At 75.2% G+C, this 12,258-nt stretch carries 14 protein-coding genes; 8 read left to right on the forward strand and 6 right to left on the reverse strand.

The genetic code is table 11. From position 1 onward, the window contains the following. Together B0E53_RS25800 and B0E53_RS25805 are read left to right on the forward strand one after the other, a co-directional pair. Positions 1 to 1,063: trypsin-like peptidase domain-containing protein (locus B0E53_RS25800; protein WP_246835589.1), on the forward strand; the 1,063-nt coding region annotated here is incomplete at its 5' end. 124 nt (positions 1,064 to 1,187) lie between these two features. Further along, a complete protein-coding gene (locus B0E53_RS25805) occupies positions 1,188 to 2,042 on the forward strand; it encodes a hypothetical protein (RefSeq protein ID WP_107078410.1) in 855 nt (284 codons plus the stop codon). Positions 2,043 to 2,222: 180 nt separating this feature from the next. Here the strand turns inward: B0E53_RS25805 and B0E53_RS25810 are convergent, their stop codons facing one another. Next, positions 2,223 to 2,795 carry a DUF3000 domain-containing protein gene (locus B0E53_RS25810; protein ID WP_107078411.1) on the reverse strand — a complete coding sequence of 191 codons (573 nt, stop codon included), beginning with the start codon at positions 2,793 to 2,795 and terminating at the stop codon, positions 2,223 to 2,225. Between the two features lie 161 nt (positions 2,796 to 2,956). Here B0E53_RS25810 and hemE point away from each other — a divergent pair, with 161 nt between their 5' ends. Genes hemE through hemQ form a run of 3 tightly spaced genes read left to right on the forward strand, consistent with a single transcriptional unit; the run spans position 2,957 to position 6,169 of the window. Then, the gene (gene hemE / locus B0E53_RS25815; RefSeq protein WP_107078412.1) at positions 2,957 to 4,048 is read left to right on the forward strand and encodes a uroporphyrinogen decarboxylase; all 1,092 of its coding nucleotides are present in this window, start codon (positions 2,957 to 2,959) and stop codon (positions 4,046 to 4,048) included. A 13-nt stretch (positions 4,049 to 4,061) separates the two neighbouring features. Then, positions 4,062 to 5,471 carry a protoporphyrinogen oxidase gene (hemG, locus tag B0E53_RS25820; RefSeq protein WP_107078413.1) on the forward strand — a complete coding sequence of 470 codons (1,410 nt, stop codon included), beginning with the start codon at positions 4,062 to 4,064 and terminating at the stop codon, positions 5,469 to 5,471. Continuing rightward, positions 5,468 to 6,169, forward strand: coding sequence for a hydrogen peroxide-dependent heme synthase (gene hemQ / locus B0E53_RS25825; RefSeq protein ID WP_091311718.1), 702 nt, complete (start codon positions 5,468 to 5,470; stop codon positions 6,167 to 6,169). Before hemG ends, hemQ begins: the two co-directional genes overlap by 4 nt. A 47-nt stretch (positions 6,170 to 6,216) precedes the next feature. Here hemQ and B0E53_RS25830 read toward each other — a convergent pair whose 3' ends face one another. The 3 genes from B0E53_RS25830 to B0E53_RS25840 all read right to left on the reverse strand — a co-directional run bounded on the left by B0E53_RS25830 (position 6,217) and on the right by B0E53_RS25840 (position 8,195). Further along, the gene (locus B0E53_RS25830; protein ID WP_107078414.1) at positions 6,217 to 7,326 is read right to left on the reverse strand and encodes a lytic polysaccharide monooxygenase; all 1,110 of its coding nucleotides are present in this window, start codon (positions 7,324 to 7,326) and stop codon (positions 6,217 to 6,219) included. A gap of 127 nt (positions 7,327 to 7,453) precedes the next feature. Further along, positions 7,454 to 7,903, reverse strand: coding sequence for a GNAT family N-acetyltransferase (locus B0E53_RS25835; protein ID WP_107078415.1), 450 nt, complete (start codon positions 7,901 to 7,903; stop codon positions 7,454 to 7,456). A 31-nt stretch (positions 7,904 to 7,934) separates the two neighbouring features. After that, positions 7,935 to 8,195, reverse strand: coding sequence for a Prokaryotic metallothionein (locus B0E53_RS25840; protein WP_107078416.1), 261 nt, complete (start codon positions 8,193 to 8,195; stop codon positions 7,935 to 7,937). A 156-nt stretch (positions 8,196 to 8,351) separates the two neighbouring features. On the opposite strand from B0E53_RS25840, the gene B0E53_RS25845 reads away from it, so the two are divergent. Beyond that, positions 8,352 to 8,627 (forward strand): isoamylase early set domain-containing protein, encoded by a 276-nt coding sequence (locus B0E53_RS25845; RefSeq protein WP_107078417.1) that lies wholly within the window; start codon positions 8,352 to 8,354, stop codon positions 8,625 to 8,627. Between the two features lie 23 nt (positions 8,628 to 8,650). Here B0E53_RS25845 and msrB read toward each other — a convergent pair whose 3' ends face one another. Further along, on the reverse strand, positions 8,651 to 9,061 hold the full coding sequence (gene msrB, locus B0E53_RS25850) for a peptide-methionine (R)-S-oxide reductase MsrB (RefSeq protein ID WP_107078418.1): 411 nt from the start codon (positions 9,059 to 9,061) through the stop codon (positions 8,651 to 8,653). Positions 9,062 to 9,108: 47 nt separating this feature from the next. Here msrB and ligD point away from each other — a divergent pair, with 47 nt between their 5' ends. After that, complete coding sequence (gene ligD / locus B0E53_RS25855; RefSeq protein ID WP_107078419.1) at positions 9,109 to 10,137, forward strand: non-homologous end-joining DNA ligase; 1,029 nt, start codon at positions 9,109 to 9,111, stop codon at positions 10,135 to 10,137. A 64-nt stretch (positions 10,138 to 10,201) separates the two neighbouring features. Here the strand turns inward: ligD and B0E53_RS37855 are convergent, their stop codons facing one another. Then, entirely contained in the window at positions 10,202 to 10,366 is a 165-nt protein-coding gene (locus B0E53_RS37855) for a hypothetical protein (protein WP_168215404.1), read from the reverse strand. Between the two features lie 105 nt (positions 10,367 to 10,471). Here B0E53_RS37855 and B0E53_RS25860 point away from each other — a divergent pair. Continuing rightward, a partial coding sequence (locus tag B0E53_RS25860; protein WP_348639675.1) for an FtsX-like permease family protein occupies positions 10,472 to 12,258 on the forward strand: 1,787 nt, incomplete at its 3' end.

Raw genomic sequence — 12,258 nt, forward strand, 5'->3', positions numbered from 1 at the left:
CCCGGCCTTCCCGGGTCAGCCGACCTCGGGCCCGGCCTTCCCGGGTCAGCCGACCTCGGGCCCGGCCTTCCCGGGTCAGCCGACCTCGGGCCCGGCCTTCCCGGGTCAGCCGACCTCGGGCCCGGCCTTCCCGGGTCCGCCGACCTCGGGCCCGGCCTACCCGGGTCCGCCGACCTCGGGCCCGGCCTACCCGGGCCAGCCCACGTCCGGCCCCGCTCACCCCGGGCAGTTGGCCGTCGGGTCGGCGCCGGCCGGACCGTCCAGCGGTCACCCCGAGGGGTCCCGGCGGGGGCGTCGGCTGCCGGTCGTGGCGCTCGTCCTGGCCGGGGTCCTGGCCCTGGTGGCGGGCGTACAGGCGTACCAGATCCACCGGCTGGACGACCGGCTCGCCGCCACCGACCGGCGGCTGGCCGAGGCGCAGGGCGCGGACGCCGGCCGGCTCGACGGCCTGGAGGAGCGGGCGGGCGTCCTGGAGAAGCAGGCCGGCGCCGCGTTCAACCCGGAGGCCGTGGCGAGCGCGGTGCTGCCCAGCGTGTTCCGGGTCCGGGCCGGCCAGTTCACCGGCACGGCGTTCGCCATCGGCAAGGCCCCGTCCGGCGGCGGCACCACGCTGCTCACCAACTTCCACGTGGTGGAGTCGGTCTTCGCCGCCGGCGAGCGCAAGGTCTTCCTGGAGCGCACCGACCAGCGGTTCGAGGCGACCATCGTCGAGGTCGACAAGGACAAGGACCTCGCCCACCTGCGCACCACCGCCACGTTCACCGGCCTGGTCGCGGCACGAACGCCGGTCAAGTCCGGTCAGCAGATCGTGGTGGTCGGCGCGCCGCTCGGCCTCCAGGACAGCGTCACCACCGGTGTGGTGAGCGCGTTCCGCAAGGACGAGGGCGGCTCCGGCCCGGTGATCCAGTTCGACGCGCCGATCAACCCCGGCAACTCCGGCGGGCCGGTGATCAACGGCTCCAAGGAGGTCGTCGGGATCGCCACGGCCAAGGCCCGGGACGCCGAGGGCATCGGCCTGGCCGTGCCGATCAAGACCGCGTGCGACCGGTTCAAGCTCTGCTGACCGGCGCGCCGCCGGTGACCTGACCCCGGCCCGCACCGTCGAGGCGTAAGCCCGACCACGCCGACCACAGACCCCGGCCCTGACGGGCCACCCCGCGGGGGACCAGCAAACCTGGAGGAAAGACATGTCCCAGCCACCGACCGGAGCGGGCGGCTACCCGCCCCAGCCGCCGGGGGGCAACGTGTACGGCAGCCCGTACGGGGGCCAGCCCGCGCCCCAGCAGTACGGGCCGGCCCAGCCCGAGCCCCCGCAGTACGGGGCGCCCCACCCCGATCCCACCCTGCCCCAGCCCACCGCGCCGGTTCCCGGGCAGTACGCGCCGGGCGCCGCCCCGGTCCCGCCGCCGGGCGCCCCGGGTTCCGCGCCCGGCTACCCGCAGCCCATGTCGGCCCCGCCGACCTCCGTCCCACCGGTCTCCGGCGCCGGCTCCGTGCCCGGCTACCCGCAGCCCATGTCGGCCCCGCCGGTCTCGGCGCCGGGCTACCCGACGCCGGTCCCGCCGGTCTCCGCGCCGGGCTACCCGATGTCGGCCCCGCCCGGCCCGGTGCCGCCCTACGGTGCGCCCGCGGCGGGCCGCGGCAAGGGGCGGGCCGCCCTGATCCTGGGCATCGTCGCCGGGCTGCTGCTGGTCCTGGGCGGCGTGATGACCGGCCTCTACGTGACCACCAACGGCAAGCTGCACAAGGCCGAGCAGCAGGTCAGCCAGCGGGACGGCACGATCACCGCGAACCGGCAGGAGATCGACAAGCTCAAGGGCGACCTCCAGACGGTCCGCGACAAGCTCGCCGACACCCAGCAGGACCTGACCGGCACCAAGAACGACCGGGACGAGCAGGCCCGGCAGAAGAAGGTCATCGCGAGCTGCCTGGACAAGCTGACCACGGCCATCGCGGCGGCGTCCCGGGGCGACAAGGCGGCCTTCGACGCCGCCAACAAGGGCCTCAACAAGGTCTGCGACGAGGCCGAGAACTACCTCTGATCCGGCTTGGCGCGGGCCGCTCCGGGACACCCCGGGGCGGCCCGTCGCCATGTCTGCCGGCTTCGACCGCCATGGCGGCGCCAGCAGACAGTGCGGCCGGCTTCGACCGCCAGGCGGCGCCAGGAGACGGTTCGGCCGGCGACGACCGCCGTGGCGGGTGACGAGACGGTGCGGAAGGGTTCAGGCGGCGCCGGCGGGGCGGCGGGTCGGGAGCGCGGTGACGCCGGGTGGGGGCAGGCCGGCCGTCGAGGCCAGCAGCGTGCACCAGCCGAGCAGGTGCGGGGCCAGGTCGGCGCCGAGCGGCGTCCAGGAGGCCCGGATCTCGATGTCGCCCGCGGCGGGCGGCCCGGCCAGCTCGCCGAACCGGGTGGAGAGCGTCTGGGTGACCGTGCCGCCGATGGCCCGGTAGCGGGCCTCCTGCACGTCGAGCGCGTCGGTCAGCCAGGTCCAGCCCACCCCGGGCAGCAGCGGGTCGCTGGCCAGGTCGACCTCCAGCTCCGCGGTCACGTAGGTGACCAGCCGCAGGGTGCCCTGCCACGCCTCGTGCCCGGCCGGGTCGTGCAGCAGGATGAGCCGGCCGGTCGCCACCTCGTCGCCGTCGCGCAGCACCCCGGCGGAGAGCGCGAACGCGTACGGGGCCAGGCGCTGCGGGGCGCCGACCTCCTCCAGCACGATCTCCGGGCGGCATGTCACCGATCGCAACCCCGCGACCGCGCGGGCGAACGTTTCCGGGAGCGCGATCGGGGGGGCCATGACGGCAGCCTATGCCGCCGCCTGTCCCGCGGCGTGACGGCGCGCCGGGCGGACGGTCACGATCATGGGCGCCGGCGCCCCGCCGGACACCGGAGGGTGGCCGGTCACAAAAGGTGACGGTGGCGGCGGCTGCCACCCGGGCGCGTGGCACGATTGCCGCGATGACCACCGACACCACGGGCACTGTCGCCCGAGACGGAGAACCCCGCCGCGGCGGGCCGGCCGACTCGCCCTTCGTCCGCGCCTGCCGGCGCGAACCGGGCCCGCACACCCCGGTCTGGTTCATGCGCCAGGCCGGCCGGTCGCTGCCGGAGTACCGCGAGATCCGGGCCAACGTGCCGATGCTGGAGTCGTGCCGCCGCCCCGAACTGGTCACCGAGATCACCCTCCAGCCGGTCCGCCGGCACGGGGTCGACGCGGCGATCCTGTTCAGCGACATCGTGGTGCCGGTGGCCGCCGCCGGGATCGACCTGGACATCGTGCCCGGCACCGGGCCGGTGGTGGCCGAGCCGGTCCGCACCGCCGACGACGTCGAGCGGATCAACCCGATCGGCCGGGACGACGTGTCCTACGTGGACGAGGCCGTCCGGCTGCTCGTCGCCGAGCTGGGCGACACCCCGCTGATCGGCTTCGCGGGCGCGCCGTTCACCCTGGCCAGCTACCTCGTCGAGGGCGGCCCGTCGCGGACCCACGCGAAGACCAAGGCGCTGATGTACGGCGACCCGGAGCTGTGGCACGCGCTCTGCGGGCGGCTCGCCGAGGTGACGCTGGCGTTCCTGCGGGTGCAGGTCGACGCCGGGGTCTCCGCGGTGCAGCTCTTCGACTCCTGGGCCGGTGCGCTCTCCGAGGCGGACTACCGCCGCTACGTGCTCCCGCACTCGGCCCACGTGCTCGCCGGCCTGGCCGACGACGGCGTCCCCCGGATCCACTTCGGGGTGGGCACCGCGGAGCTGCTCGGCGCGATGGGCGAGGCCGGCGCCGACGTGGTCGGCGTGGACTGGCGTACGCCGCTGGACGTCGCGACCCGCCGGATCGGCCCGGACAAGGCCGTGCAGGGCAACCTCGACCCGTGCGTGCTGCTCGCCCCCTGGCCGGTGGTGGAGGCCGAGGTGCGCCGGATCCTCGACGAGGGGCGGGCCACCCCCGGTCACGTGTTCAACCTCGGTCACGGCGTGCTGCCGGAGACCGACCCCGAGGTGCTGACCCGGGTGGTCGCGCTGGTGCACGAGCTGTCCGCGCGGCCGGCCGCGTAAGGGAGGAACGACCATGGCGCGACCGTGGCGGGTGGCGATCGTCGGTGGCGGGATCACCGGACTGGCCGCCGCCGTCCGGTTGCGGGACCGCGCCCCCACCGGCACCGAGATCACCGTGTACGAGCAGTCCGGCCGCCTCGGCGGCAAGCTGCGCACCGGTGAGCTGGCCGGCGGCCCGGTCGAGTTCGGCGCCGAGTCGTTCCTCATGCGTGACCCGGCCGGCGGGGAGTCGGCGGCGGTGACCCTGATCCGCCGGCTCGGCCTCACCGGGGCGATCGTGCACCCCACCGTCGGGCAGGCCGCCCTGGTGGTCGACGGCGGGCTGCGCCCGGTCCCGGGCGGCACCCTGGTGGGCGTACCCGGGGATCTGGACAAGGTGGCGGCGGTGGCGCAGCCGGCCGCGGCGGCCGACCGGGACGGTGGCACGCCGCTGCTCCCGCCGGACGCCGACGTGTCGGTCGGCGCGCTGGTCCGCGACCGGCTCGGCGACGAGGTGGTGGACCGGCTGGTCGACCCGATGCTCGGCGGCGTCTACGCCGGCCGGGCCGACGACCTGTCGCTGGTCACCACCATGCCGGCGCTGGCCCGGGCGGCCCGGGTCGAGCACACCCTGGTCGGTGCGGTCCGCGCCGCGCAGGCCGCCGCGCCCCGTGCCCCCGGCGCCCCGGTCTTCGGCACCCTGGCCGGCGGGCTCAGCACGCTGGTGGCGGCGGCGGCGCGGGAGAGCGGGGCGACGATCCGCCGGGACGCCGCCGTCCGCGAGCTGCACCGCACCCCGACCGCCTGGCGCCTCACCGTCGGCCCCACCCGGGACCCGGAGTTCGTCGAGGTCGACGCGGTGCTGCTCGCCGTGCCGGCCCGCCCGGCCGCCCGGCTGCTCGCCGGCCCGGCCCCGGAGGTCGCGGCGACCGTCGGCGGGCTGGACTACGCCAGCGTCGCGCTGGTCACCATGGCCCTGCCCGAGCCGGAGTTGCCGGAGCTGTCCGGCTTCCTGGTGCCGGCCAGCGAGGGGCTGCTGATCAAGGCGTCCACCTTCTTCACCACCAAGTGGGGCCACCTGCGCCGGCCCGACGGGCTCGCCCTGGTCCGCGCCTCGGTGGGCCGGTACGGCGACGAGACCTCGCTCCAGCTCACCGACGACGACCTGGTCGCCACCGTGCACCGGGAGCTGTCGAAGGTGCTCGGCACGCCGCTGCCGAGCCCGGTGGCCCGGCACGTGCAGCGGTGGGGCGGGGCCCTGCCGCAGTACACCCCCGGCCACCTCGGCCGGGTGGCGGCGGCCCGGACGGCGCTGCGCGCCGCCCACCCGACGCTGGCCCTGGCCGGTGCCGGCTACGACGGCGTCGGCATCCCGGTCTGCGTCCGCTCCGGCGAGACGGCGGCCGAAGAGATCATCACTGCACTGGGAGGATCGGCAGCATGACGGAGCAGACCAACGCGGCCCGGCTGCGGGAGCTCAACGAGACCATCCGCTACACCATGTGGTCGGTGTACCGGGCCACCAGCCCCCTCCCGTCGCTGCGCGAGAACGTCGTCGCCGAGGTCGAGTCGCTCTTCGAGGAGCTGGCCGGCAAGGACGTCACCATCCGCGGCACGTACGACGTGGCCGGCCTGCGCGCCGACGCGGACCTGATGATCTGGTGGCACTCGTCCTCCAGCGACGCGCTCCAGGACGCGTACCTGCGGTTCCGGCGCACCACCCTGGGCCGGGCGCTGACCCCGGTCTGGTCGCAGATGGCGCTGCACCGGCCGGCCGAGTTCAACAAGAGCCACATCCCGGCGTTCCTGGCCGACGAGGAGCCGCGCGCCTACCTCTGCGTCTACCCGTTCGTCCGGTCGTACGAGTGGTACCTGCTGCCCGACGCCGAGCGGCGTGAGCTGCTGGCCGAGCACGGCAAGATGGCCCGCGGCTACCCGGACGTGCGGGCCAACACGGTGGCCTCGTTCGCCCTCGGCGACTACGAGTGGATGCTCGCCTTCGAAGCCGACGAGCTGCACCGGATCGTCGACCTGATGCGTGACCTGCGGGCCTCCCGGGCCCGTCGGCACGTGCGCGAGGAGATCCCCTTCTACACGGGCCGCCGCCGCTCGATCGCCGACTTCGTCACCTGCCTGGTCTGAGCCCCGCCCGACCGGGGTCGCGAATCGCGACCCCGGCCGGACGGCGGTCAGGCGACCGTCGTGCAGGAGAGGATCCCGGGCGCCGGGTTGCTCCCGCTCCACGAGCCGACGAAGCCGAACGTGGTGCTCGCCCCCGCGGCCAGGGTGCCGTTGTAGGCCACGTTGCGCGCGATGACCAGCGTTCCGTTGGTGCTCACCGTGGCGTTCCACGCCGAGCTGACCTGCTGGCCGTTGGCGTAGTTCCAGCTCACCGACCAGCCGCGGATCGGCGAGCCGCCGTTGGTCACCTGCACCTCGGCCTGGAAGCCGCCGCCCCACTGCCCGGTGATCCGGTACGTCGCCGTGCACGCCCCGGCCGGGTTCGGCGTGGTCGGCGGCGGCGTGCTCGGCGGGGTGGTGGTCGGGGGCGGCGTGGTGGGCGGGGTGGTGGTCGGCGGCGGCGTGGTGGGCGGCGTGGTCGAGCCGCCGCCGAAGTCCACGTCGCTGCACAGGTAGTACGACTGGTCCAGGTGGCTGGCCTGCCAGATGGTGTAGACGACGTGCCGGCCGGTCCGGCCCGGCGCGTTCGCCGGCACCTGGATCGACACGCCCTGCGTCTCCGGCGTCCACTGGCTGGCCGGGGTGTTGCCGATCTGGCCGACCAGCTCCAGGTCGCTCCAGCGCAGCGGCGTGGTCAGGGCGTTGTAGCCCTGCTTCGTCACGTACACCCGGATGTAGTCGGCGCCGTGGCTGGCCTGGTCGTACAGCTTGATGCGGAAGTTGCTGGTCACCGGCGAGGTCTTCCAGGCGCCGACCGCGTCGAGGGCGTTGTAGCGCCCGCTGGCGGTGTGCCCGGCGCTGCACAGCTGGCCGTCCGGGATGGCCGCCTGGTGGTTGCCGGCGACGCCCTCCCGGAACAGGCCGTTCCAGTTCCACATGGCGTTCGGGTCGGCCTGCCAGGCCTGCCAGCACATCGGGTCCTGGGTGGCCATCGCCGGGTTCTGGAAGTCGCTGCCCCAGCGCTGCCAGCAGCCGTAGTTGCGCGACGCCGGGTCGACCACCGACCCGTGCGCCGAGGCCGGGCCGGACAGCGCGGTGGTGAGCAGCGCCGCGACGACCGCGCAGACGCTCAGGATCGCCGCCACGAGCGGGGCGCGGCGGCGGTGCGGAGTGGACATGTGAGCCTCCGGGGTGGGGATGTCGGTGTACGACGCCCGGACGGTGCGGGAGTTGCCCCTCCCGCGGCTCGTGTGGCGGCTCCGCCTGGCACGCTGCCACAGGGAAGCGGTATCCGTCAATGTCTGCTCAGGCGGCGGGGCGGCCCTCCCGCCGCATCGGGGTGTGCGGGATGCCGTCCTCGACGTAGCCGGGGCCGCTGACCGCGAAGCCGTGGCCGGCGTAGAAGTCGACCAGGTGGGTCTGCGCCTCCAGCACGCACGGCCGCTGGCCCACCACCGCGAGGGCCTCCGTCATCAGCGCGCCGGCCAGGCCCGCGCCGCGGGCCGCCGGCGCCACCACCACCCGGCCGATCCGCGCCGTGCCGTCCGGGTCGGCCAGGATCCGCAGGTACGCCAGCACGTCGCCGTCCCGGGTCAGCCAGAGGTGCCGGGTGCCGGGCTCGACGTCCCGGCCGTCCAGCTCCGGGTACGGGCAGGACTGCTCCACGACGAACACGTCGATGCGCAGCCGGAGCAGGTCGTGGAAGGTGCGCGCGTCTAGCTCGGCGAAGCTGGCCAGGTGGGACTCGACAGGCATCCCGCGATGGTAGGCCGGTCTCCCCGGGCCCTCAGGCGGGGCGGGCGCCGACCGCGTCGCGGACCTCGGCGCCCTGGTCGCCCTCGACCGCGCGGGCGCAGTGGGCGCAGCAGAAGAAACGGCCGGAGACCTCGACGCCGTGCCCGACGATCTTGATCTGGCAGTGTTCGCAGATCGGCGCCATCTTGTGGATGGCGCACTCGAAGGAGTCGAAGGTGTGCGTGGCCCCGTTGACCGTGCGCACCTCGAACGCCATCCAGTAGTCGTTGCCGCAAACCTCACAGGTAGCCATACGAAACCCCCCGAAAACGGACCCGTCATCCCAGAGTCGACGAGCGGACACGCCTCGGCAACCGAAACCGGCGAACCTGATCCGGCTCGACGGCGAGTCGCCCCCGGCGTGTCGCACGTTAGGCCTGGTGACCGCCTCGAACCCCGGAGGACCCCCTTGATCAAGCGCAACAGGCTCTTCGGCAACCAGACCCGGGTCACCTTCTGCCTGCCCCGGGACACCCCGCCCGGCACCGTCAGCGTGGTCGGCTGCTTCAACGACTGGCAGCCCGGCCGGCACGAACTGGTGGCCCGCCGCGACGGCACCCGCACGGTAACCGTGCGGCTCGGCCCGGGCGAGTACCGCTTCCGCTACCTCGCCACCGGCGGCGTCTGGCTGGACGACGAGGCCGCCGACGCGGTCGACGAGCAGGGCGGTCGCCTGCTGCTCTGACCGGCCGGCGGCCGTGCTCACAGTCAGCCCTGTCTCGGCTCCAGCCGGACCGAGATCGAGTTCACGCAGTGCCGGGTGTCCTTCGGGGTGAAGCCCTCGCCCTCGAAGACGTGCCCTAGGTGGCTGTCGCAGCGGGCGCAGCGGATCTCGACGCGCCGCATGCCGAGGGTGTTGTCGGGGATCTCCTTGACCGCGCCCGGAATGGCGTCGTCGAAGCTCGGCCAGCCGCAGTGCGAGTCGAACTTGTCCTCGCTGCGGAACAGCTCCGCCCCGCAGGCCCGGCAGTGGTAGACGCCGGGGGTCTTGGTGTCGACGTACTCGCCGGTCCAGGGGCGCTCGGTGCCGGCCTCCCGGAGCACCCGGAACTCCTCCGGGCTCAGCCGGACCCGCCACTCGTCCTCGGTGCGGGGCAGTTCATTGTCGGAAAGACTCACCGGTCAACGGTACGTCGGCCGTCGGTGGCATCGCATAGGGTCGCCCAATGGCTGGCAGCAAGGCCGCAGTCGAGGAGATCGAGGTCGCCGGGCACACCGTACGGCTGAGCAGCCCCGACCGGGTGATCTTCCCGCAGCGCGGCTTCACCAAGGCGGACGTCTTCCACTACTACCTGTCGGTGGGCGAGGGGATCATGCGCGCCCTCCGCGACCGGCCCACCACCCTGCAGCGCTTCCCGGAGGGCATCGAGGGGGAGGCGTTCTTCCAGAAGCGGGTGCCGGCCCGGGGCGTACCCCCGTGGGTGGCGACCGCGGAGATCAGCTTCCCCAGCGGCCGGAAGGCCGCCGAGCTGTGCCCGGCCGACCTGGCGCACGTGGCCTGGGCCGCGCAGATGGGCACGGTGGTCTTCCACCCCTGGCCGGTGCGCGCCGCCGACGTCGACCGCCCCGACGAGCTGCGCATCGACCTCGACCCGCAGCCCGGCACCGACTTCACCCACGCGGTCACCGCAGCCGGTGAGCTGCGCGGGCTGCTCGACGAGCTGGGGGTGGCCGGCTGGCCGAAGACCTCCGGTGGCCGGGGCGTGCACGTCTACCTGCGCATCCAGCCGCGTTGGACGTTCGTCGAGGTGCGCCGGGCGACCATCGCGCTGGCCCGGGAGCTGGAACGGCGCCGCCCCGAGCTGGTCACCACCGCCTGGTGGAAGGAGGAGCGGGGCAGCCGGGTCTTCGTGGACTTCAACCAGATGGCCCGCGACCGCACCATCGCCTGCGCGTACTCACTGAGGGCCAACGCGCGGGCCACCGTCTCGACCCCGGTCGACTGGGACGAGCTGACCGAGGTCGACCCGGACGACTTCCACCTGGGCAGCGTGCCGGCCCGGTTCGCCGAGCGGGGCGACCCGCACGCCGGCATCGACGACGCCCCGTGGGACATCACCCCGCTGCTGGAGTGGGCCGAGCGGGACGCCGCCGCCGGGCAGGGGGACCTGCCCTACCCGCCGGAATACCCGAAGATGCCCGGCGAGCCGAAGCGGGTGCAGCCCTCCAAGGACCGCGACCGGCCCCGCGCCTGACGAATCCGCGCGGGGCGGCCCGAAGCGGCGCCGTCCTTCCTCGGCGGAGGCCGTCGTCGGCCGGTCAGCGGCGGCCGGCGAGGGCTTCCACGGCCGCCTTGGCGGTGCGCAGGTCCGCGCCGGTCGCCCGGCGGTACGCCGCGATCGCCTTGATCTTCTCGCCCCGGGCCAGGTGCGCGTGCACCTCGGGCAGCTGCCGGCCGGGGTCGGCCACGCCCAGCTGCCTCATCACCACACCGGGCCGGATAACGATCACGTAACGCGCGCCAACCTTTCCCGCCCCCCGACGGGTCTACCTGGTCATCGGCCCGCCGGGGCCAGGAGAGGACGTCGGATGAAGCTGGTGTGGAGGCGGGCGGTCGAGGCTCGTGGACTGCTGCTCGCCGCCGCGGTCGCGGCCCTGGTCGCGGTCGCGTTGGTCACCGGGCTCTCCGACTACAACCGCCGGGCGGTCGACGCGGGCGCCCGGGCGGTGCTCGACGCCGCCCCGGCCGAGGAGCGCAGCCTGCTGGTCAGCGGCTCCGGCGGGCAGAACGCCGCCGCGTACGCCGACCGGGACCGGGCGGTCCGCGCCCAGTTCGCCGACGGGCTGGGCGGGGTGCCGGTCACCGTGGCCGCGGCCCGCTACGGCACCGGGCGGGAGCTGACCGGCGACCTCGGGCCGGCCCGCACCGACGACGACCCCATGTTCGCCAGCCTCGGCATGCTGAGCGACCTGCCGGCGCACGCCGAGCTGACCGGCGGGTCGTGGCCGACCCCCGGCGCCACGCCGTTGCAGGTCACCCTTCCCGAGAAGGTCGCCGGCCAGCTCGGCCTGCGGGTCGGTGAGCGGGTGCCGCTCTACGACCGCAGCGCCGAGCGGGCCGGCGCCGTGGTGCTGGCCGGCACCTGGCGGCCCCGCGATCCGGCCGACGCGTACTGGCGGCTCGCCCCGGGCGTCGGGGCGAGCCAGGGCGACGGCGGGGACACCTCGTACGGGCCGTTCGCGCTGGACCCGGCCGACTTCGCGCGCACCTTCCCGGGCTCGACCTCGGCCTCCTGGCTGGTCGCCCCCGACCTCGCCGTGGTCGAACCGAGCCGGCTGACCGGGGTCACGGCCGCCGTGGCCACCGTCACCGAGGAGATTCCCGACGCCACCGGGCTCGGCTCCTCCGCGCAGACCGTCAGCCAGCTGGACCGCCTGGTCGACCGGCTCGGCCGGGCCGACCTGGTCGGCCGGTCCGCCCTGCTCACCCCGCTGCTGCTCATCGTGGTGCTCGGCGGGTACGCGCTGGTGCTGGTCGCCGCGCTGCTCAACGAGGACCGCCGGGCGCAGACCGCGCTGCTGCGCGCCCGCGGGGCCGCCCGCGGTCAGCTGGCCGGTCTCGCCGTACGCGAGGCGACGCTGGTGGTGGCTCCGGCCGTGCTGCTCGCCCCGGCGCTGACCGGGCAGGCCGTGCAGCGGCTCGGCGGGGACCTGCGGCTGGCCGACGGCGCGGTCGCCCGGATCTGGGTGGTCGCCGTCGCCACCGCGATCGGCTGCCTGCTCGCCATGGTGCTGCCGGCGTTGCGCCGGGCCGGCACCTACGTCGCCGACATGGCGGCCCGGTCCCGCCCCACCCGGGGCGCGGCCGTGCAGCGGGCCAGTGTCGACCTGGCCCTGGTGGCGCTGGCCGTGCTCGCCTGGACCCAGCTGCGGCAGTACTCGTCGCCGCTGGCCGGGGCCGGCGGGCGGCTCGGCATCGACCCGCTGCTCGCCGCCGCGCCCACCATCGGCGTGCTGGCCGGCGCGGTGATCGCGCTGCGGCTGCTGCCCCCGGCGACCCGGGTCGCCGAACGCTTCGTCGACCGGCGGCCGTGGACCGCCACGATGTTCGGCATGTGGCAGGCCGGCCGCCGGCCGCACGCCGGCGGCGGCAGCACCCTGGCCTGGTCGCTGGTCGCCTCCTGGGAACGGTCGCAGCGCGACCAGGCCCGGCACACCGTCGGCGCCGACCTGCGGCTGGTCGAGCGGAACGGCACCGCGCCCGCGGACCGGCTCGCCCGGTTGGCCGCCACGGCCGGGCTGGACCGCGTGCTGCCCGCGTGGCGGGACGACGTCCGGCTCGGCCGGGACGACCGGCCGGCCACCGTGGTGGGCCT

The organism is Micromonospora sp. MH33 (assembly GCF_003013775.1).
GTDB classification, from domain to species: domain Bacteria; phylum Actinomycetota; class Actinomycetes; order Mycobacteriales; family Micromonosporaceae; genus Micromonospora; species Micromonospora fulviviridis.

What these genes read in the sequence shown, in the direction of transcription:
- B0E53_RS25805 (WP_107078410.1), top strand. Translation starts at nt 1,188, where the DNA reads ATGTCCCAGCCACCGACCGGAGCGGGCGGCTACCCGCCCCAGCCGCCG.
- B0E53_RS25810 (WP_107078411.1), bottom strand. Translation starts at nt 2,795, where the DNA reads ATGGCCCCCCCGATCGCGCTCCCGGAAACGTTCGCCCGCGCGGTCGCG.
- hemE (WP_107078412.1), top strand. Translation starts at nt 2,957, where the DNA reads ATGACCACCGACACCACGGGCACTGTCGCCCGAGACGGAGAACCCCGC.
- hemG (WP_107078413.1), top strand. Translation starts at nt 4,062, where the DNA reads ATGGCGCGACCGTGGCGGGTGGCGATCGTCGGTGGCGGGATCACCGGA.
- hemQ (WP_091311718.1), top strand. Translation starts at nt 5,468, where the DNA reads ATGACGGAGCAGACCAACGCGGCCCGGCTGCGGGAGCTCAACGAGACC.
- B0E53_RS25830 (WP_107078414.1), bottom strand. Translation starts at nt 7,326, where the DNA reads ATGTCCACTCCGCACCGCCGCCGCGCCCCGCTCGTGGCGGCGATCCTG.
- B0E53_RS25835 (WP_107078415.1), bottom strand. Translation starts at nt 7,903, where the DNA reads ATGCCTGTCGAGTCCCACCTGGCCAGCTTCGCCGAGCTAGACGCGCGC.
- B0E53_RS25840 (WP_107078416.1), bottom strand. Translation starts at nt 8,195, where the DNA reads ATGGCTACCTGTGAGGTTTGCGGCAACGACTACTGGATGGCGTTCGAG.
- ligD (WP_107078419.1), top strand. Translation starts at nt 9,109, where the DNA reads ATGGCTGGCAGCAAGGCCGCAGTCGAGGAGATCGAGGTCGCCGGGCAC.
- B0E53_RS37855 (WP_168215404.1), bottom strand. Translation starts at nt 10,366, where the DNA reads ATGAGGCAGCTGGGCGTGGCCGACCCCGGCCGGCAGCTGCCCGAGGTG.